Origin of the sequence: Jatrophihabitans sp., assembly GCF_036000465.1 — a bacterium.
Taxonomy (GTDB): Bacteria; Actinomycetota; Actinomycetes; order Mycobacteriales; family Jatrophihabitantaceae; genus Jatrophihabitans.
The window spans coordinates 68,301-84,888 of the sequence record NZ_DASYFV010000013.1 but is presented as its reverse complement, the minus strand read 5'-3'; the positions used below and the strand labels follow the sequence as shown (position 1 = coordinate 84,888).

The window sequence follows — 16,588 nt, the reverse complement described above, 5'->3', positions numbered from 1 at the left end:
CGATCGGCGGGCGGCCGGGTAGAGAGGGTGTGAAGACAGCCTTGACGTCGCCGCCGGCGGCGACCCACCGCGACGCGTTCGCCGAACTCGTCCGGCCGCACTGGTCGGTGATGTCGACGTTGGCCAACCGGCTCGCGCCCGACAACGACGGCGACGACGCGCTGCAGGAGGCGTTGGCGGCGGCCTGGCGCAAACGGGCCCAGTTCGACCCGAGCCGCGGCACGGCCCGCAACTGGCTGCTGGCGATCGTCGCCGATCAGGCCCGGAAGGGCTACCGGCGCCTGCGACCGGCTCTCGAGTTGCTCGACGAGGCCGGTGAGGAGACGCGCCCCGAGGTCGATGTCGACCTGCGCTCCGCCCTGGCCCGGCTGACCGATCGCCAGCGCCCGGCGATCACGCTGCACTACTACCTCGGCCTCCCGGTCGCCGACATCGCGGACGTGATGTCGTGCAGCGCCGGGACGGTCAAATCGACATTGTCCGACGCGCGGGCCCGCCTGCGCCGCGAGCTCGGAGAGGACTACTGATGAGCGACCTCGATCTCGAGAACCGGCTGCGCGCCGACGCGGCGCGGCGTGAGGCCGACGACTACTCGTTGCTCGACTTCGACGAGGCCCTCGATCTCGCCACGAACGACGAGAGGCACGAGCACACCCGCCGCTCCGCCCTGCGCTGGGCCGCGGTGGCGGCCGCGGTCGTCACCACGCCGGTGTCGCGGCCGCGGTGGCCTGGAAGTCGCCGGGGCATCGCACCGCTCCGGCCCAGCCGCCGACGGTCACCTATCGCGGGCACGTCTACCACCGGGGGCCGGCCGAGGCCGAAGCCGCCTTCGTCGACGCGCAGGCCTCCACGACGTTGCAGGTCCTGATCCGGGTGTTCCCCGACTCGGGCAAGTACCAGTGCGTCCGGATCCGCCCGTCGGCGACGGTGTCCGGTGAGTCGGACAGCCAGGTGACGGTGAGCGCGGAGATCTACCAGCTCGCGGCGCAGCCGACGGTGCCGTGCTTCCTGCCGCCGCCGGACTTCCAGCGGTTCACGCTGCACCTGTCGAGGCCGCTCGGTCAGCGGAGCATCGTCAATGCCGTTGACCGCTCCGTCGTGCCGGTGATCGACCCGTCCGACCTGCCCACGCCGACCTACCTGCCCGCGGGCTATCGCCAGGTCCGGGTGATCCCGGCATCCCTGACGCCCCAGGTGCTGAACGGCGGCCGGGTGTTCGTCCGCGGGCAGCTCCAGCTCACCGTGTCGGTGGGCCCGCCCCGCGAGCTGAGCAGCTACGACAACGCGCCCGAGCTCGTGACCGAGGTGGCCGGCGGCCGGGCCGAGGTGCACGTGGACGAGAACGGCCGGTGCATCACGTGGCCGACCCGTCCGGGTATCGCCCGCCAGGTGTGTTCCGCCTCCGACGCGGCCGACCCCGGCGCGCCGATACTGTCGGCGACCGAGCTGGTGAAGATCGCGCGGGGCCTGCGCTGATCGGGCCGATCTCCAGGGGACAACCAGGGTGATCCCTGAGAGCAATCACCTAACGGGCGTCCGTAGGGTGGCCTGATGAAGCTGCCTGCGCTCCGGGAACGTCTGCGCTCGCGCACCGTCCGCATCGGGCTGGTCGTCGTCCTGGTGCTCGCGATCGGCGGCATCGTGCTGGGCGCGGTCGCGGCGTCGTCGGTCGCGACCCGGGCCCAGTTCCTCCCCGGCACGCCCGAGGGTGCGACACCGGTTCGGCTCGACACCACGCTCTACCTGCCCGACTCGACGCCGGCGCCGGCGATCCTGCTCTCGCAGGGGTTCGGCGGCAGCAAGACCGGGCTGGACAGCGAGGCGAAGACCTTCGCGCAGGACGGCTACGTGGTGCTCACCTACAGCGCGCGTGGCTTCGGGCGGTCGGGCGGTCTGATCCACTTCGCCTCGCCCGACTACGAGATCGCCGACGCCCGGAAGCTGGTCGACTACCTCGCCCACCTGCCCGAGGTGAAGAAGGACGCGAAGGGTCCGCAGATCGCGGCCGCCGGGTCGTCGTACGGCGGCGGGCTGTCGCTGCTGCTGGCCGCCGCCGATCCGCAGGTACGAGCCGTGTCGGCCGACATCACCTGGAACGACCTCACCCATGCGTTCTTCCCCAACGGGGCCGGCCCGGGCGCCGGGGTGTTCAAGAAGCTCTGGCTCGGCCAGCTCTTCGGCAACGCCTTCAGCAGCGGACGCAACGTGCTGAGCTCACTCGCCGGCGGTCGCGCCGGTCGGTCGGAGTCGGCCGCGGGCGGCCCGAGCAGCGTCACGTGTGGCCGGTTCGCGCCGTCGGTGTGCGCGGCCTACCAGGAGTCGGCCGCCACGGGCACGCCGTCCGCCGCGATGCTGAGGCTGATGCGGCAGGCGAGCCCGGCCACGGTCATCAACCGGATCAAGGCGCCGACGCAACTCGTCCAGGGTGAGCAGGACTCGCTGTTCCCCCTGAGCGAGGCCGACGCGAACGCGCGCGGCATCGCGGCCAACGGCACCCCGGTGAGCGTCGTCTGGCGGCAGGGCGGTCACGACGCCGATGGCGGCGGCACGACCGATGTCATCAACGCCGGCGTCAGCTGGTTCGGCAAGGTGTTCGGCGGCTCGCTCAGCGGCCCGCAACCGTTCCAGTTCTCCGAGCAGGCCGGCATCGTGTCGGTCGAGACCGGCAGCGCCACGGAGCAGACCCGCCGCGCCACCGGCTACCCCGGCATCGACGGCATCGCCCGCCGCACGACCACCGTCGACCTCGCCGGACCGCCCCAGGAGGTCAGCGCCCCGGCCGGTGGGGTGCCGGCGGCGATCACGAGCATCCCCGGCCTCGGCGGCATCTCGAACCGCTTCGACAACGCGCTCGCACTGCTGCCGTCGTCGCCGGGTCAGACGGCCTACTTCTCGTCAAGCGCCTTGACCAAGGCGGTGTCCATCGCCGGCGCACCCAGCGTCCGCATCACCGTGATCCCGAAGAGCAGTGGCGACGCCGTGCTGTTCGCGGGTCTGCGCGACCTGTCCGACGACGGCACCGCGACCCTGCCGTCGCAGCTGGTGACACCGCTGCGGCTGGCGGGCCTGCGGGCCGGCGTGCCGGCGACGGTCACGATCCAGCTGCCGTCCGTCGTGCGCAATGTGCTCACCAAGCACCGGCTCGTCCTCAGCGTCGCCACCACCGACTTCGCCTACGCGGTGCCGCAGAAGGCGACGACGTACACGATCGCGCTGGCCGGCGGCACCGCGGCGGTGACCCTGCCGACGGTCAGCGGATCGCCGATCAGCGCGGGCCACCCGCTCGCGTGGCTCATCGTCGGGCTGCTCGCGCTGCTGCTGGTCGGCGGCGTCGTCGGCGGCATAATCGTGCGACGCCGACTCGTGCTCAAGACCGTCCCCGAGCTGGCGAACACCCCGATCAGCATCGAGGGGCTGGTCAAGGAGTACGCGGGGGGCTACCGCGCCGTCGACCACGTCAGCTTCCGGGTCGAGCACGGCCAGGTGGTCGGGCTGCTCGGCCCGAACGGGGCCGGCAAGACCACCGCGCTGCGCGTGCTGGTCGGGCTGATCACGCCGACCGAGGGGCAGATCCACGTCTTCGGTGAGCCGGTCGTGCCGGGCGCGCCCGTGCTCTCGCGCCTCGGCGCCTTCATCGAGGGGCCGGGCTTCCTGCCCCACCTCTCCGGCCGGGACAACCTGCGGCTGTACTGGGCTGCCACGGGCCGGCCGATCGAGGAGGCCGAGTTCGAGACCGCGCTCGACATCGCCGGGCTCGGCGCGTCGGTCGACCGCAAGGTCAAGACGTACAGCCACGGCATGAAGCAGCGCCTCGGCATCGCCCAGGCCATGCTCGGACTGCCCGAGGTCCTCGTCCTCGACGAACCCACCAACGGACTCGACCCGCCGCAGATCGCCGAGATGCGCGAGGTGCTGCAGCAGTACGCGCAGACCGGGCGCACCGTGGTCGTCTCGAGCCACCTGCTGGCCGAGGTGGAGCAGACCTGCACCCACGTCGTCGTCATGCACAAGGGACGGCTCGTGGCGTCGGGTTCGGTCGCCGAGATCGCCGGCGCCGGCGGCATGCAACTCGCCGTCGACGACCCGACCGAGGCGGCGCGGGTGCTGGCCGAGGTCGGCATCGGCTCGCACCTGGTACCGGCGCGAAGGGCGTTGGAGGACGTGTTCCTGGAAATGATCGGAGCGGACGAATGAGTGACGCTCGCGGAGCGAATACGGGATCGAGTGACGCTCGCGGAGCGACGGGATCGAGTGACGCTCGCGGAGCGAATGCGGGATCGAGTGACGCTCGCGGAGCGAACGCGGGATCGAGCGGGACGAACGTTGCCGCGCCGAGTGCCAACGGGGCCGGGCGCCGCACCGATCGGGAGCTGTCCCGGCACGCGGCGACGCGCCGCGGGGTGCACGACCGGCTCGCGGTCCTGGAGCCGGAACGGCCGCACTCCTACGACCCGCGCAGGACGCTGCGGCTGCGGGTGGAGTTCACCCGCCAGCTGCGGCGGCGCCGCACCCAGATCACCTTCGGGTTGCTGCTGATCCTGCCGATCATCATCGCGATCGCGTTCAAGGTCGGCGGGAGTGCCGACAGCCAGGCGCCCCAGCTGGTCGGGCTGGCGACGGCAGGCGGCTTCAACTTCGCGCTGTTCACCGAGTTCGCCGCGGTCGGTTTCCTGCTGATCGTGGTGGTGGCCCTGTTCTTCGGCGACACCGTGGCGAGCGAGGCCAGCTGGTCGTCGCTGCGCTACCTGCTGGCCCAACCGGTGCCCCGTTCCCGCCTGCTGAAGCAGAAGCTCATCGTCTCGGCCTCGCTGGCTGTGGCGGCGAACGTGCTGCTGCCGCTGTGGGCGTTCATCGTCGGGGGGCTGTTCTTCGGGTGGTCGCCGGCGCAGTCGCCGATCGGTGGCTCGTTCTCCGTGGGTGAGTCGGTGCTGCGCATCGCCGTCATCGTCGGCTACATCTGCATCGTGCTGATGATCGTCGCGTCGCTGGCGTTCCTGCTCAGCCTCACGGTCGACAACCCGCTCGGGGCGGTCGGCGGCGCGGTGATGCTGGCGGTGGTGTCGACGATCCTCGACCAGATCACCGCGCTCGGGAGCTACCGCAACTACCTGCCGACGCACTTCCAGTACGCCTGGATCGATTCGCTGAGCACGCCGATCCGCTACGACGACATGCTGCGCGGGGCCGGCCTGGCCTGCGTCTACACCGCGATCTTCCTGGGCTGGGCCTGGCTGCGGTTCGACCGTAAGGACATCACCTCGTAGGTCGCGATCTACCCGCCCGCCGCCTGGCGGGCGCGGTAGGCGGCCACGTTCGCGCGGTTGCCGCAGCCCTTCTCGCAGAAGCGCCGCGAGCGGTTCTTGGACAGGTCGACCAGCACGTCGTCGCAGTCGTCCGCGGCGCAGACGCGCAGCCGGGCGAGCTCGCCGGTGCGGATCACGTCGACGAGGGCCATGGCCGCCTCGACGGCCATCCGGTCGACGAGCGGCGCCTCGGGGCGGGTCGCGTGCAGGTGATAGGCCCACTCGTCGTGCTTGACGAGGTGGGGGAGCGCGTTCGCCTCGCGCAGCAGCGCGTTGACGATCGCGACCGCGCCGTCCTCGTTCTCGAACCAGATCTGCCGCAGCCGGGGGCGCAGCGCCTGCACCTCGGCCAGCTCGGCCCGGGTGCGCCGGCGCGATCCGGTGATGCCCCACTCGTCGAGGAAGGCCTCCAGGTCGGCGAGGGTTTCCAGCCCGCCGTCGTACTCGGTGTTGATCAGGCCGGTGGCGGCGGCGAGCGCGACTTCAGTGTCATGGGCAAAAAGCATTTGACTCCTTTCGGGCGCAACGGCTACCGTCACCAGCATAAGGCTTTTCACCTCTTACGGAAGGACGTCGGCCATGCGCGCCGGTGCGATCGGTCTCGGCCTGGCGGTGACGTCGGCGGCCACGTTCGGCACGTCGGGGCCGTTCGGCGCAGCGCTGATGGGCGCGGGCTGGACGCCGGGCGGCGCGGTGACCGTGCGCATCGCCCTGGCCGCCCTGATCCTCACCGTCCCCGCGCTCGTGCAGCTCCGCGGTCGTTGGGCGCTGCTGCGGCGCCACTGGGGCGCGGTCGTGGCCTACGGCCTGATCGCCGTGGCCGGGTGCCAGCTGTTCTTCTTCAACGCCATCGAGCATCTGTCGGTCGGCGTCGCGCTGCTGCTGGAGTACTCCGGCACGGTGCTCGTCGTCGCCTGGATGTGGCTGCGGCACGGGCAGCGGCCGAGCCGGCTCACCGTCACCGGCGGCGCGCTCGCCATCGGCGGCCTGGTGCTCGTCCTGGACCTCACCGGCGCGCAGCGGGTGTCCCTGGTCGGGGTCGCGTGGGGCCTGACCGCCGCGGCCGGGCTCGCGACCTACTTCATCCTCTCCGCTCACGCCGGCGACCTGCTGCCGCCCATCGTGATGGCCTGGGCCGGCATGGTCATGGGCGCGCTCACGCTGGCCGTCGCCGGACTCGTCGGTCTCGTGTCGATCCGCACGGCCTCGTCGGACGTCTCGTTCAACGGGCACCACACGAGTTGGGTCGTGCCGGTCGTCGGTATGTCGCTCGTCGCGGCTGTGATCGCCTACGTCGCCGGCATCGGTGCGGCCCGCCGCCTCGGCCCGCGCGTGGCCTCGTTCGTCGGGCTCTCCGAGGTGCTGTTCGCGATCGTGTTCGCCTGGGTGCTGCTGGGCCAGCGGCCGGGGGTGCTGCAGGCGGTCGGCGGCGTGATCGTGCTCGCCGGCATCGCGTTGGTGCGGGCGGGTGATCCGGACGAGCTGCCGGCCGAGGTCGAGGCCACCCTCGAGCAGCGCGAGATCCCGCTGCCCGTCGCGCCGTAGGCTCGGCCGGGTGGAAGCACCCGCGGGCGTCCGGACGGTCACCGTCGCCGCCGGCCGGCTCGAGCGCTGGCTCGCCGGCTTCGCCGAGCGGCACGGGGACACGGAGACCGTCGCCTCGCCGACCGTGGTCGCGCTCACCGGCGCCGACGGCGCCCGGGCCTGGATCGACGTCCCGTTCGCGCCGCTCACCGGTTCGCTGGTCGAGCACGTCACCCGCGCCCGTCGTATCGGCGTGGTGCTGGTGCGCCGGGGCGGGCACGCCGCCGGGTTGTTCGAGGGCGAGCGGCTGGTCGCGTCCAAGGTCGGGTCGAGCTACGTCCAGGGCACGACGAAGGCGGGCGGCTGGTCGCAGCAGCGCTACGCCCGGCGGCGAGCCAACCAGTCGAGCGCCGCCTTCGCCGACGCCGCCGACGCCGTGGCGCGAGTGCTGGGTTCGGTGACCGATCTGGACGCGGTCGTCGCCGGCGGCGACCGTCCGGCCGTGAAGGCCGTCCTGGCCGACCCGCGCCTGACCCGCCTCGAGCCGCTGCTCACCGACCCCTGGCTCAACGTCAAGGACCCCAAGCTGCGCGTGCTCGAAACCATGCCCGAGCAGTTCCGCGTGGCTCGGATCTCGCTCGTCCCGTGAGCCCGGGCGGTCGGCTCGCGACGGCACGTCCGAACGGACCCCTGCCTCGAGCGGGAGGGGCGCTCGGGGCAGCTAGGCCAGGACGACCGGCAACTCGGTCAGCCCGTAGACGACGGACAGTTCGCGGAAGGCCAATTCGGTCGGTTCGATCGCGAGGCGGACGTGCGGGAAGCGTCGGGCCAGTGCTGGGTAGGCGAGCCGCAACTCGAGCCGGGCGAGCTCAGCCCCGACGCAACGGTGCAGGCCGTGTCCGAATGCCAGGTGCCCGTTGGCCGGGCGCCCCGGTTGCACCTCGTCCAGCGCGTCGCCGCGGCGGCGGTCCCGGTTGGCGCCGATGAGCGAGGGGACGACGATGTCTCCCGCGAGCAGGTGATGGCCGCCGAGCATCATGTCGCGGCGCGCGAATCGCGGGAACCCGACCTGGACGACCGTGAGGTAGCGCAGCAGTTCCTCGACGAATGCCTCGGTGCCGACCTCGTCGGCGCGAATCGATTCGGCGAGATCCGGTCGCTGGAGCATGACCAGCGTGCCGAGGCTCAACATGCTGACCGTGGTCTCGAGCCCGCCGGTGAGGACGCCGTCGACGAGGCCGGCGAGCTCGACGTCGTCGATCCGGTCCCCGTGATCGCGCAGTATCTGTCCGATCAGGCCTTCGCCCGGGTCGCGTCGCTGCTCGGCAACGATCCTCCGCAGGTATTCGACCGCCTCGCCGATCACGTCCAACGAGCCGACCGCGCCCGAGCTGACGTCGAAGCGGGCCGTGCTGAAGCGCTGAAAGTCCTCGCGCTCGGATTCCGGCACGCCCAGCAGTTCCATGATCGTCCGGGACGGGATCTGGGTCGCGAAGTGACGCTGGAGGTCGACCGTGGCCCCGTCCGCACCCTCGCGGGCAAGCTCGTCGAGCGCGTCGTCGACGATCTGCGTGATCCGCGGCGCCCAAGCCGCAAGGGCACGGGTGGTGAAGTGCGGCGTGAGCAGGTGCCGCAACCGGGTGTGCTGGGGCGGGTCGGTGAACCCCAGGCCGCCCGGGTCCTGGTCGGCGGCGATCCCGACCTTGCCGACCATGTTGGTGAAGTCGTTACTGAACGCGGTCGGACCGGCGCCCAGCACAGCCCGGGTCTCGTCGTAGCCGGTGATCAGCCAGCCTCGCAGGCCCAGCGGTAGCTTCAGCCGCGTCACCGGGCCGCGCTCGTTGGCCGCGGCCAGCTCGGGGACGGGATCGAGCCCGATCCGTCGAAGCGGCATCAGGGCCTCGTCGGAGAAGCGCGACAGCATCGCCGCGGGGTCCGACGCCGCTCCTCGCGAGAGCCACAGCAGCAGGCCGAGTGTCCGTCGCTTGACCCGGCTCGTGGTCCGCGCCCACGTGATTCGCCATGTCATGGCTGCACCCTTCGAGTCCGCGGCCGACGACCGCGCGTGTCGGCCGACTTATCCGGACGCATCGTCAGTGGGCCCTTCCTGGTAGCTGGCTTCGCTGCGGGCGACGGCCACCGTGGCGATCACCATGATCACGACGGCGGCCGCGAGCAGCACCGTCCGCACACCGGCAACCCGTAACCGCTCGTGGAACATCGTCAGGCCCATGATCGCAGCGACGATCGGTTCGAGCACGGTGATGATCGGCAGCGACGTGTGCAGATCTCCCGCCTGGAACGACAGTTGTTGCAGGTAGGTGCCGGACAGCCCGACCACGATGAGGGCGTAGAGCGGCCAGGACGAGACCGCGGCGACGAGGCTGTGGCTCAGTTCGGCCACGACCGTCTTGGTGAGCACGGCGAGGACGCCGCCGAGCAGCCCTACCCCGATCGCCAGCGAACTGGACCGGGCTGCTCCCTGGGCTCGGCGACCCAGGAGCAGGCAGGCGACGAGCAGCGGCCCCATGACCACGCTCGCGGCCAGCCACCGCCCTCGAGTGGCGTGATCGGCGCCGTGATTGGCGTCGCCGATGATCACGAAGACGGTCAACGACACGGCCAGCACGATCTCCCACAGCCAGACCGACCTCGGCAGCCGGGCGTGCGACAGGCGTGCCGAGAGGGGGAGGGCGAAGAGGAACGAGGCGACCAGCAGCGGCTGCACGACCAACAGTGATCCGTAGTGCAGAGCGAGCGCCTGCAGGGTGAACCCCACCGCGTTGCCGGCGATCCCGGCGACCCAACGCGGATCGCGGAGGAGATGCCGCGCGAAATCGCTGCTGCGCGCGGCCTCGTCGGAGACGCGGGCCGCCGCTCGCTGCTGGGCCACGATCGCGACGGCGAACGCCAACGCCGACAACAGGGCCAGGCCGGCGGCGATCGCCACGTCCGCCGGCAGGTGCCGATGGAAATGCGGAAACGCATCCATTCCGCATCTCCTGCTTCTACCGGCCCGGACTGTTCGAGGACCCGGTGCTACCACCTTGATCCTGAGGTGATTGTGCCGAAACCAGGAACGGGCCGCTCGTCGGGTAGAGGCCGACCGCGAATCCGTAGGTGGTGGCGCCCGATCTCGGCATTCTGTCGAATTCGTCGACCAGCTCGACCATGCGCTGCCAGAACCGCGAAGCCTGGTCCTCGGTCACGCGCGCGTGGCGGATGAATCCCCAGAGACGTCCCTGCTCGAACGCAGTGGCGGATTCTCGTGCGGCCACCTCGAAGTCGTTGAAGTCGCCGGGCAGGCCCTCGCCGGCGGGCGACGCTTCGGCCGCCACGAAGAACATCCGCGCGGTGCGTCCGTAGAAACGCTCCTCGACGGCCCGCACCCTCCGCGTGCGCACCACCCTGGTCAAGCCGTTCCGCGTCAGGACCTCCACGTGGTGCGCGACCGTGCTCTTGGGCCGTCCGACCGCCTGGGCCAGCTCCGACACGGTTGCCGCCCGCTCGTGGAGAAGCTGCAGGATCGTGGTGCGCAGCGGGTGCCCGATGGCCTTGACCTGGTCCGGTCCGGTCAGCGCGAGCCGATCGGCGAGCTCGTAGTCGGGCGGGTTGTGCGTCACGAGTCAACAGACTAGCGTTTCCGAACGTTCCAGATTATTCGATCGTTAGCGGAGGATCCTCTATGGCCGAGGTCGTGCTCTACCACCACATCCAGGGCTTGACCGACGGCGTCCGAGCCTTTGCCGACGACCTCCGGCAGGTCGGGCACACCGTGCACACCCCGGACCTGTTCGACGGCCACGTCTTCGCCAGCATCGAGGACGGGTTCGCGTTCGCGCGCGAGCTCGGTCTGGACTCGATCCGCGAGCGGGGTGCTGCCCTGGCCGACGACCTCGGCCCCGCGCTCGTGTACGCCGGGTTCTCCTTCGGGGTGACGATCGCCCAGCGGCTGGCGCAGACCCGGCCCGGGGCGCGCGGGGCACTGCTCATGTACTCCTGCCTGCCCGTCTCGGAGTTCACCCCGACGTGGCCCGAGGGGGTACCGGTGCAGATCCACGGCAAGGAAGGCGACGAGTTCTTCGACGAGGATCTGCCGGCCGCGCGCGAACTCGCCGCCTCGACCGCGGAGGCTGAACTGTTCGTGTACCCGGGCGATCAGCACCTGTTCGCCGACTCGTCCCTGGCCGCGTACGACCCGGTGGCCTCCGCGCTGCTCATCGAGCGCGTACGGGGCTTCCTCGCCTCGGCCTGACGAGCCCGAGAGGGCCAGGCGCGGCGGACGGAGTCTCGGCGTTGACCACGTGCTCATCCGGCGTCGGCAGCCGCGCTGAATCAGCGGCGTGATCGCAGCGTTCGGGCGCATGTCCCGGGACGATCGAGCGGTGATCGAGACAATTGGCCGGGAGCCCGGGTGGGCCTCGGTGACGGGGTCAGGCAGGGGTGATGGTCGGCTCGAGGTGTAGCAGCCCGGTTGACTACACGCCTCGCGTGGTGATGCGGCCCGTCGGGTCGTTCCCGGTGAGCGGGTACTCCGCTTCCGCGCGGCTGCGCTCGATCCTCGTCCCGCGCAGCAACCTCGCCACGCGCTCGCTCGCGACGCGAGCCACCCGGACTACCGCACCCATGAGGTACCCCACCGGACACCCTCCCGGCTCTCGACGCCCGGACGACCGTGTGGTCTGGCGTCACGGCACAGTGATCCCGCACAACCGGCAACCGCGCAAGGTACTGCCGGCCGCGAAGACGAGTCACGTGCCGGTGTCGGCCGGGCGATGAATACTGGACGACGTGGCGAGATTCAGTGATCAGGACCTCACCGATGCCGAGTTCCGCGAGTGCGATCTCACCCGTGCGCGCCTGATCGGTGTGGTGATGCAGGACGCCGTCATCGACGGGCTGGTCAGCAACCTGGTGGTCAACGGGGTCGAGGTGGCGTCCTACGTCGAGGCCGAGCTCGACCGGCGGCATCCGGTGCGGCTGTTGATCCGATCGAGCGCCCCGGCCGACCTGCGGGAAGGTGCACGTCGACTGCGGGCCGACTGGACGACGACGGTCGTGCGCCTGCGGGGCATGCCGCAGGGCGCGGAGCATCAGCGTGTCGGTGGCGAGTGGTCGGTGGTGGAGACGCTGCGCCATCTGGTCTTCGTGCACGACTCGTGGTTCCGTCGCTGCTGCCTCGGATCGTCCCGACCCTTCACCCCGATCGGATTGGCCTCGGACTTCGTGCCCGGTCAGGAGGAGCAAGGTCTTGATCGAACGGCGACTCCCTCGCTCGACGACGTGTTGGCCACGCGCGACGAGCAGGCGGCCGAGTTGGAGCGCTGGTTGGCTACGGTGTCGTTCGATCAACTGTCGGCGGCTGCGCCGGTACCCGCGGGACCGGGATGGCCGCCGTACGCGAGGGGGAAGTCGGTGCTCGAGTGCGTGCACGTGGTCCTGAACGAGGAGTGGGCCCACCACGGGTTCTGCGCCCGAGATCTCGATCTTCTCGAAGGCTGATTCCGACTCGCTCGGGAGCGCCGGCCGCGCGCTGGACCGCAACGGATCGCGAGCTCGAAGCGTCTTCCTGGTGAGTGGGGGAGGTGGAGCGATGACCGGCCTCATCGCGGTCCGAGCCGCGCTGATCCTTTCGACTGTTCTGGGCGCAGCGGTTGGCTGTTCAACCGGTACAGCGGCGCATGTCTCGTCCTCGCGCTCGACCCCCGGGGCTCCCTCCGCGATCGGGTCCTGCGGGCCGGCGACGCTGGGAATCCACGAAGGTCCGCGCCTGTCGCCGGCCACCGGCGAGCACGGCCTGATACTCGCGGTGCACGCCGGCGCGACGCGCTGCACCCTCATCGGCTTCCCGGTGGTCGAGTTCTTCGCGCGCGGCACGCCGGTCCCGTTCGCCTACGTCTCGGGCAACGGCCGGTACGTGACGCATCGTCGGCCGCAACCGGTGACTCTCGGTCCCGGGAGAGTCGCGTACTTCCTCGTCGCCAAGTACCGCTGCGACCGGGGCATCACCGAAAGCGCGACCGGGATGACCGTCGCGCTGCCAGGTCAGGGCACGGTGCTCACTCCGCCCGCGAGCTGGCTCGTCCTCTCCATCGATCACTGCGTCGGCGGTGCGAGCGACCCGGGGAACACCGTCGAGATCTCGCCCTTCGAGCCGACCACCGCCCGGCTCGAGCGGGGCTGACGTGGGCCGCAGTGGACCTTGACGGCGTCAGGACGGGGACGTGGGTACTCGCGCGGAGATGCTCGACGATGTCGCCGGCGCTGTCGGCAACCTCCCGCGGGCGCATCCGGTCCGGGTCGCCATCGACGGACCACCCGCCGCGGGCAAGACGACACTCGCCGACGAGCTGGCCTCCGTACTGCAGGCCCGGGGCCGCGAGGTCATCCGCGCGACGATCGAGGACTTCCTCTACCCCGAGGCGCAGCGGTACCGACGCGGCGAGTACTCAGCCGTTGGGTGCTACTTCGAGACTCACGACTACGACGCCCTGAAGCGGGTCCTTCTCGATCCGCTCGGCCCCGGCGGTGACCGGCGGTTCCGGCGGGCGGTCTACGACCGCGCCACCGACACCCCGCTGCATCCGCCGGTCACAACGGCCGGCGCCGACGCCGTGCTGATCTTCGACGGCGTGTTCCTGCTGAGGCCCGAACTCGTCGATCGGTGGGAGCTGCGCGTGTTCGTGTCGACCGGATTCGACAAGACCGTCGATCGCGCCCTCATCCGCGAACGCGCGGCGAGGTCGGCCGCCGACATCGAGCGGCGCTGGCGCGAGCGCTACATCCCTTCCCAGCAGTTCTACTTCGCCACGGTCCGCCCGGAGGATCGCGCCGACATCGTCGTGCGCAACGACCGGCCCGCCCGGCCGGTCTGGGAAACCCGATCCCCGACGGCCTAGAGGTCGAGACCGAGGGTGAAGGTCGGTTTCGGCGCGGTGTCGGGCAGGTGGTGCGTCGGATCGAGCTGCCGGATGGCGGTGCCGGTCGCGAAGAACTCCGTCGCGTGCTCGCCCCAGACGTGGTTGTGGACCTCGACCGAGACCCCGACGATGCCGCTGGCCTGCGCCTGCGTCGCCTCGTACTGCATGCGGCCCAGCGAGAGCTCGCGGGCCTGGTACACGCCCTGGGTGAAGGTCACCATCTCCTGGTTGACGCCGGCCTGGCGCAGTGACTGCATCACGCCCTGATGCGCGATGTGATAGACGCAGGTGCCGAGGACGAAGGCGACCGGAACCGAGCCGGCGGCCAGCAGGCGGTAGAAGTCCTGCGCGGACAGGTCGGAGGAGAACGCGCGGCCGTCGGGGCGGCGGTGCGCACCCTGGCCGCGCAGCGCCCGGACGGCGGTGCCGGTGGCGATGAATTCCAGAACGCCCTGGCCCCACACGTACTGCTGGGCGCGCAGGGTCACGCCGACGACGCCGTCGGCACCGAGCCGGTCGGCCTCGGCCTGCATCCGGCTCATGGCCAGCTCGCGGGCGGAGTACATGGCCTGGGTCAGGACGGTCAACTCCTGGTTCTGTCCCCAGCGGCTGACCTGGATGCCGATGTGGTAGATCGACGAGCCGACCACGAAACCGAGCGGCTCGAAGCCCGCCTCGTTGATCAGCACGTACTCCGACACCGATAGGTCCGAGGTGAACACCGCGTTCGGCGCGGCGCCGGCGGTGGCGGCCAGTCGGCTGTCGGCCGCGTCCGGCTCCCAGTTCGCGGCTGTGCTCGCATCGTCGTTGCGGCCGAACATCGCCATGTGCGCTCCCAGGGGTGTGGCGTCGTGCCGAGCGTAGGGGGCCGATGATGAGAATGAGCCCGAGCGGCGTCGCGGTTCTACAGTGCGGTCATGCAGCCGCCCGATCCGAGCCAGGGCACCTCGCTCGACCTGCCGACATCGCCCCCGCCGCGCCAGCCGGATCCGCCCCACGTCGAGCAGCCGCCCGGGCCGCTCGGCGACCTGGTCGTCGCCCACTTCCGGCGCGTCGAGATCGCGATGCTCGGCCGCGTGCTGATCACCACGCTCGGCGGGGCACTGCCCGCGTCGATGGTCACCCTGGAGCGGCGCCGCTCGCTGGGGCAGCGGCTTTCCGGACGGGCCGGCGAGCCGATCGGCATCACCATCACCGCCGGCGAGCGCCTGCTCTCCTTCCGGCAGTCCGCTCTCGGCGTCACCGAGGCGCTCGTCGGGCACACGGTGCGTGGCGTCGTGCTCTCGACCACGCCCGTCCCGGTCGCACAGTGGCTCGACGAATTGGGCGACGTGCTCGAACAGGTGACCCGCGACGACGAGGCCGCCCGAACCGCGCTCGAACGGGCGCTGCTGAGCTGACGTCGCGCACGTCGACCCGCGTCAGGGGCGGCCGAGGGCGCGGTACTGCCAGCCGGCGGCGCGCCACTGCACCGGGTTCAGCACGTTGCGGCCGTCGACGATGTTGCGGCGGGTGACCAGCTTGCCGATGACGCCGGGGTGCATGTTCTTGAACTCGTCCCACTCGGTGAGCAGGAAGACGATGTCGGCGCCGTCCAGGGCGTCCTCGAGCGAGCTGGCGTACGACAGCTCGGGGTACTTGGCCCGGGCCGTCTCGATGGCCTGCGGGTCGTAGATGACGACCTCGGCGTCGCGCCGCCCGATCGCGGCCGCGACGTCGAGGGCGGGGGATTCGCGGATGTCGTCGGAGTTCGGCTTGAACGCCGCGCCGAGGCAGGCCACCTTGGCGCCGCGGTACGACCCGTCCAGCAGGTCGAGGCCGAGGTCGACGGTGCGGGCGCGGCGGCGCAGGTTGATGCTGTCGACCTCGTGCAGGAACGACACGGCCTGGTCGACCCCGAGCTCGCCGGCGCGGGCGATGAAGGCGCGGATGTCCTTCGGCAGGCAGCCGCCGCCGAAGCCGAGGCCGGCATTGAGGAAGCGGCGACCGATGCGGGCGTCGTGCCCGATCGCGTCGGCGAGCTTGGTCACGTCAGCCCCGGTGGTCTCGCACACCTCGGCCATCGCGTTGATGAACGAGATCTTGGTGGCGAGGAAGGAATTGGCGGCCACCTTGACCAGCTCGGCGGTGGCGAAGTCGGTGACGACGACGGGCGTGCCGGTCGCGATGACCGGCTCGAACGCCGCCCGCAGCTGCGACTCGGCCCACTCGGTCTGCACGCCCATCACGAGGCGGTCGGGTCGCAGCGTGTCCTGCACGGCGAAGCCCTCGCGCAGGAACTCGGGGTTCCAGGCCAGCTCGACCTCGGGGTTGGGCGCGAGCTCGTGCAGCAGCGCCTCCATGCGCGCGGCCGTGCCGGCCGGCACGGTCGACTTGCCGACCACCAGCACCTTGCGGGTCAGGTGCGGGGCGAGCGAGGAGAACGCGGCCTCGACGTAGGTCATGTCGGCGGCGAGCTCGCCGGCGCGCTGCGGCGTACCCACGCAGACGAAGTGCACGTCGGCGAACTCGGCGACCTCTTCGTAGGACGTCGTGAAGTGCAGCCGGCCGCCGTCGATGTGCTTCTTGAGCAGCTCGGGCAGCTCCGGCTCGAAGAACGGCACCTCGCCCGCGGTCAGCCGGTCGATCTTGGACTGGTCGACGTCGAGCCCGATGACCTCGTAGCCCAGCTCCACCATGCAGACGGCGTGGGTCGCGCCGAGGTAGCCGGTGCCGATCACGGACAGGCGAGGGCGAGCGCTGATGGTGTCCTCCAAGGTCGGGCGCGAACGAAGAAAACGTTATCGGCAGCTACTCCGCTCGTCCCCGACTCTGGTAGGGATGGGGCATGCGTTTCATCAA

17 protein-coding genes are annotated in these 16,588 nt (G+C 71.0%); 11 read left to right on the top strand and 6 right to left on the bottom strand.

Annotated features, from left to right (window positions below):
• The first annotated feature begins 41 nt into the window (after positions 1–41).
• The 4 genes from VGN18_RS04795 to VGN18_RS04780 all read left to right on the top strand — a co-directional run bounded on the left by VGN18_RS04795 (position 42) and on the right by VGN18_RS04780 (position 5,264).
• Positions 42–527 carry a sigma-70 family RNA polymerase sigma factor gene (locus tag VGN18_RS04795; protein ID WP_327538506.1) on the top strand — a complete coding sequence of 162 codons (486 nt, stop codon included), beginning with the start codon at positions 42–44 and terminating at the stop codon, positions 525–527.
• 196 nt (positions 528–723) lie between these two features.
• Positions 724–1,476, top strand: a complete 753-nt coding sequence (locus VGN18_RS04790) for a hypothetical protein (RefSeq protein ID WP_327538505.1) — start codon at positions 724–726, stop codon at positions 1,474–1,476.
• Between the two features lie 75 nt (positions 1,477–1,551).
• The gene (locus tag VGN18_RS04785; RefSeq protein ID WP_327538504.1) at positions 1,552–4,194 is read left to right on the top strand and encodes an alpha/beta fold hydrolase; all 2,643 of its coding nucleotides are present in this window, start codon (positions 1,552–1,554) and stop codon (positions 4,192–4,194) included.
• A 206-nt stretch (positions 4,195–4,400) separates the two neighbouring features.
• Entirely contained in the window at positions 4,401–5,264 is an 864-nt protein-coding gene (locus tag VGN18_RS04780) for an ABC transporter permease (RefSeq protein WP_327538503.1), read from the top strand.
• An 8-nt stretch (positions 5,265–5,272) separates the two neighbouring features.
• Here the strand turns inward: VGN18_RS04780 and VGN18_RS04775 are convergent, their stop codons facing one another.
• On the bottom strand, positions 5,273–5,809 hold the full coding sequence (locus VGN18_RS04775; protein ID WP_327538502.1) for a CGNR zinc finger domain-containing protein: 537 nt from the start codon (positions 5,807–5,809) through the stop codon (positions 5,273–5,275).
• A 73-nt stretch (positions 5,810–5,882) separates the two neighbouring features.
• Between VGN18_RS04775 and VGN18_RS04770 the strand changes: the two genes are divergently transcribed.
• Both VGN18_RS04770 and VGN18_RS04765 read left to right on the top strand, forming a co-directional pair.
• Positions 5,883–6,848 carry a DMT family transporter gene (locus VGN18_RS04770; protein ID WP_327538501.1) on the top strand — a complete coding sequence of 322 codons (966 nt, stop codon included), beginning with the start codon at positions 5,883–5,885 and terminating at the stop codon, positions 6,846–6,848.
• A 10-nt stretch (positions 6,849–6,858) separates the two neighbouring features.
• Positions 6,859–7,476: an acVLRF1 family peptidyl-tRNA hydrolase gene (locus tag VGN18_RS04765; RefSeq protein ID WP_327538500.1), complete on the top strand. Its 618-nt coding sequence runs from the start codon at positions 6,859–6,861 to the stop codon at positions 7,474–7,476.
• Between the two features lie 72 nt (positions 7,477–7,548).
• Here the strand turns inward: VGN18_RS04765 and VGN18_RS04760 are convergent, their stop codons facing one another.
• Genes VGN18_RS04760 through VGN18_RS04750 form a run of 3 tightly spaced genes read right to left on the bottom strand, consistent with a single transcriptional unit; the run spans position 7,549 to position 10,450 of the window.
• Entirely contained in the window at positions 7,549–8,856 is a 1,308-nt protein-coding gene (locus VGN18_RS04760) for a cytochrome P450 (RefSeq protein ID WP_327538499.1), read from the bottom strand.
• A gap of 48 nt (positions 8,857–8,904) precedes the next feature.
• Positions 8,905–9,819, bottom strand: a complete 915-nt coding sequence (locus VGN18_RS04755) for a DMT family transporter (protein ID WP_327538498.1) — start codon at positions 9,817–9,819, stop codon at positions 8,905–8,907.
• Positions 9,820–9,835: 16 nt separating this feature from the next.
• Entirely contained in the window at positions 9,836–10,450 is a 615-nt protein-coding gene (locus VGN18_RS04750) for a transcriptional regulator (protein ID WP_327538497.1), read from the bottom strand.
• A 62-nt stretch (positions 10,451–10,512) separates the two neighbouring features.
• On the opposite strand from VGN18_RS04750, the gene VGN18_RS04745 reads away from it, so the two are divergent.
• From VGN18_RS04745 to VGN18_RS04730, 4 genes are all read left to right on the top strand, one after another.
• Positions 10,513–11,082: a dienelactone hydrolase family protein gene (locus VGN18_RS04745; protein ID WP_327538496.1), complete on the top strand. Its 570-nt coding sequence runs from the start codon at positions 10,513–10,515 to the stop codon at positions 11,080–11,082.
• Positions 11,083–11,618: 536 nt separating this feature from the next.
• Positions 11,619–12,329 carry a DinB family protein gene (locus tag VGN18_RS04740; protein WP_327538495.1) on the top strand — a complete coding sequence of 237 codons (711 nt, stop codon included), beginning with the start codon at positions 11,619–11,621 and terminating at the stop codon, positions 12,327–12,329.
• A 91-nt stretch (positions 12,330–12,420) separates the two neighbouring features.
• Positions 12,421–13,011 (top strand): DUF4232 domain-containing protein, encoded by a 591-nt coding sequence (locus VGN18_RS04735; RefSeq protein WP_327538494.1) that lies wholly within the window; start codon positions 12,421–12,423, stop codon positions 13,009–13,011.
• 58 nt (positions 13,012–13,069) lie between these two features.
• The gene (locus VGN18_RS04730) at positions 13,070–13,726 is read left to right on the top strand and encodes a cytidylate kinase family protein (RefSeq protein ID WP_349259838.1); all 657 of its coding nucleotides are present in this window, start codon (positions 13,070–13,072) and stop codon (positions 13,724–13,726) included.
• Here the strand turns inward: VGN18_RS04730 and VGN18_RS04725 are convergent.
• Positions 13,723–14,574 carry a heavy metal-binding domain-containing protein gene (locus VGN18_RS04725; RefSeq protein ID WP_327538492.1) on the bottom strand — a complete coding sequence of 284 codons (852 nt, stop codon included), beginning with the start codon at positions 14,572–14,574 and terminating at the stop codon, positions 13,723–13,725. The two genes, VGN18_RS04730 and VGN18_RS04725, sit on opposite strands and share 4 nt — an antisense overlap.
• Before the next feature lie 90 nt (positions 14,575–14,664).
• Here VGN18_RS04725 and VGN18_RS04720 point away from each other — a divergent pair, with 90 nt between their 5' ends.
• Positions 14,665–15,147 (top strand): hypothetical protein, encoded by a 483-nt coding sequence (locus VGN18_RS04720; protein ID WP_327538491.1) that lies wholly within the window; start codon positions 14,665–14,667, stop codon positions 15,145–15,147.
• Between the two features lie 21 nt (positions 15,148–15,168).
• On the opposite strand, the gene VGN18_RS04715 is transcribed toward VGN18_RS04720, so the two are convergent.
• Positions 15,169–16,473 carry a UDP-glucose/GDP-mannose dehydrogenase family protein gene (locus VGN18_RS04715; RefSeq protein WP_349259837.1) on the bottom strand — a complete coding sequence of 435 codons (1,305 nt, stop codon included), beginning with the start codon at positions 16,471–16,473 and terminating at the stop codon, positions 15,169–15,171.
• Positions 16,474–16,588 lie beyond the last annotated feature (115 nt).

What these genes read in the sequence shown, in the direction of transcription:
- VGN18_RS04785 (WP_327538504.1), top strand. Translation starts at nt 1,552, where the DNA reads ATGAAGCTGCCTGCGCTCCGGGAACGTCTGCGCTCGCGCACCGTCCGC.
- VGN18_RS04770 (WP_327538501.1), top strand. Translation starts at nt 5,883, where the DNA reads ATGCGCGCCGGTGCGATCGGTCTCGGCCTGGCGGTGACGTCGGCGGCC.
- VGN18_RS04720 (WP_327538491.1), top strand. Translation starts at nt 14,665, where the DNA reads ATGCAGCCGCCCGATCCGAGCCAGGGCACCTCGCTCGACCTGCCGACA.
- VGN18_RS04760 (WP_327538499.1), bottom strand. Translation starts at nt 8,856, where the DNA reads ATGACATGGCGAATCACGTGGGCGCGGACCACGAGCCGGGTCAAGCGA.
- VGN18_RS04755 (WP_327538498.1), bottom strand. Translation starts at nt 9,819, where the DNA reads ATGGATGCGTTTCCGCATTTCCATCGGCACCTGCCGGCGGACGTGGCG.
- VGN18_RS04725 (WP_327538492.1), bottom strand. Translation starts at nt 14,574, where the DNA reads ATGGCGATGTTCGGCCGCAACGACGATGCGAGCACAGCCGCGAACTGG.
- VGN18_RS04775 (WP_327538502.1), bottom strand. Translation starts at nt 5,809, where the DNA reads ATGCTTTTTGCCCATGACACTGAAGTCGCGCTCGCCGCCGCCACCGGC.
- VGN18_RS04730 (WP_349259838.1), top strand. Translation starts at nt 13,070, where the DNA reads ATGCTCGACGATGTCGCCGGCGCTGTCGGCAACCTCCCGCGGGCGCAT.
- VGN18_RS04745 (WP_327538496.1), top strand. Translation starts at nt 10,513, where the DNA reads ATGGCCGAGGTCGTGCTCTACCACCACATCCAGGGCTTGACCGACGGC.
- VGN18_RS04735 (WP_327538494.1), top strand. Translation starts at nt 12,421, where the DNA reads ATGACCGGCCTCATCGCGGTCCGAGCCGCGCTGATCCTTTCGACTGTT.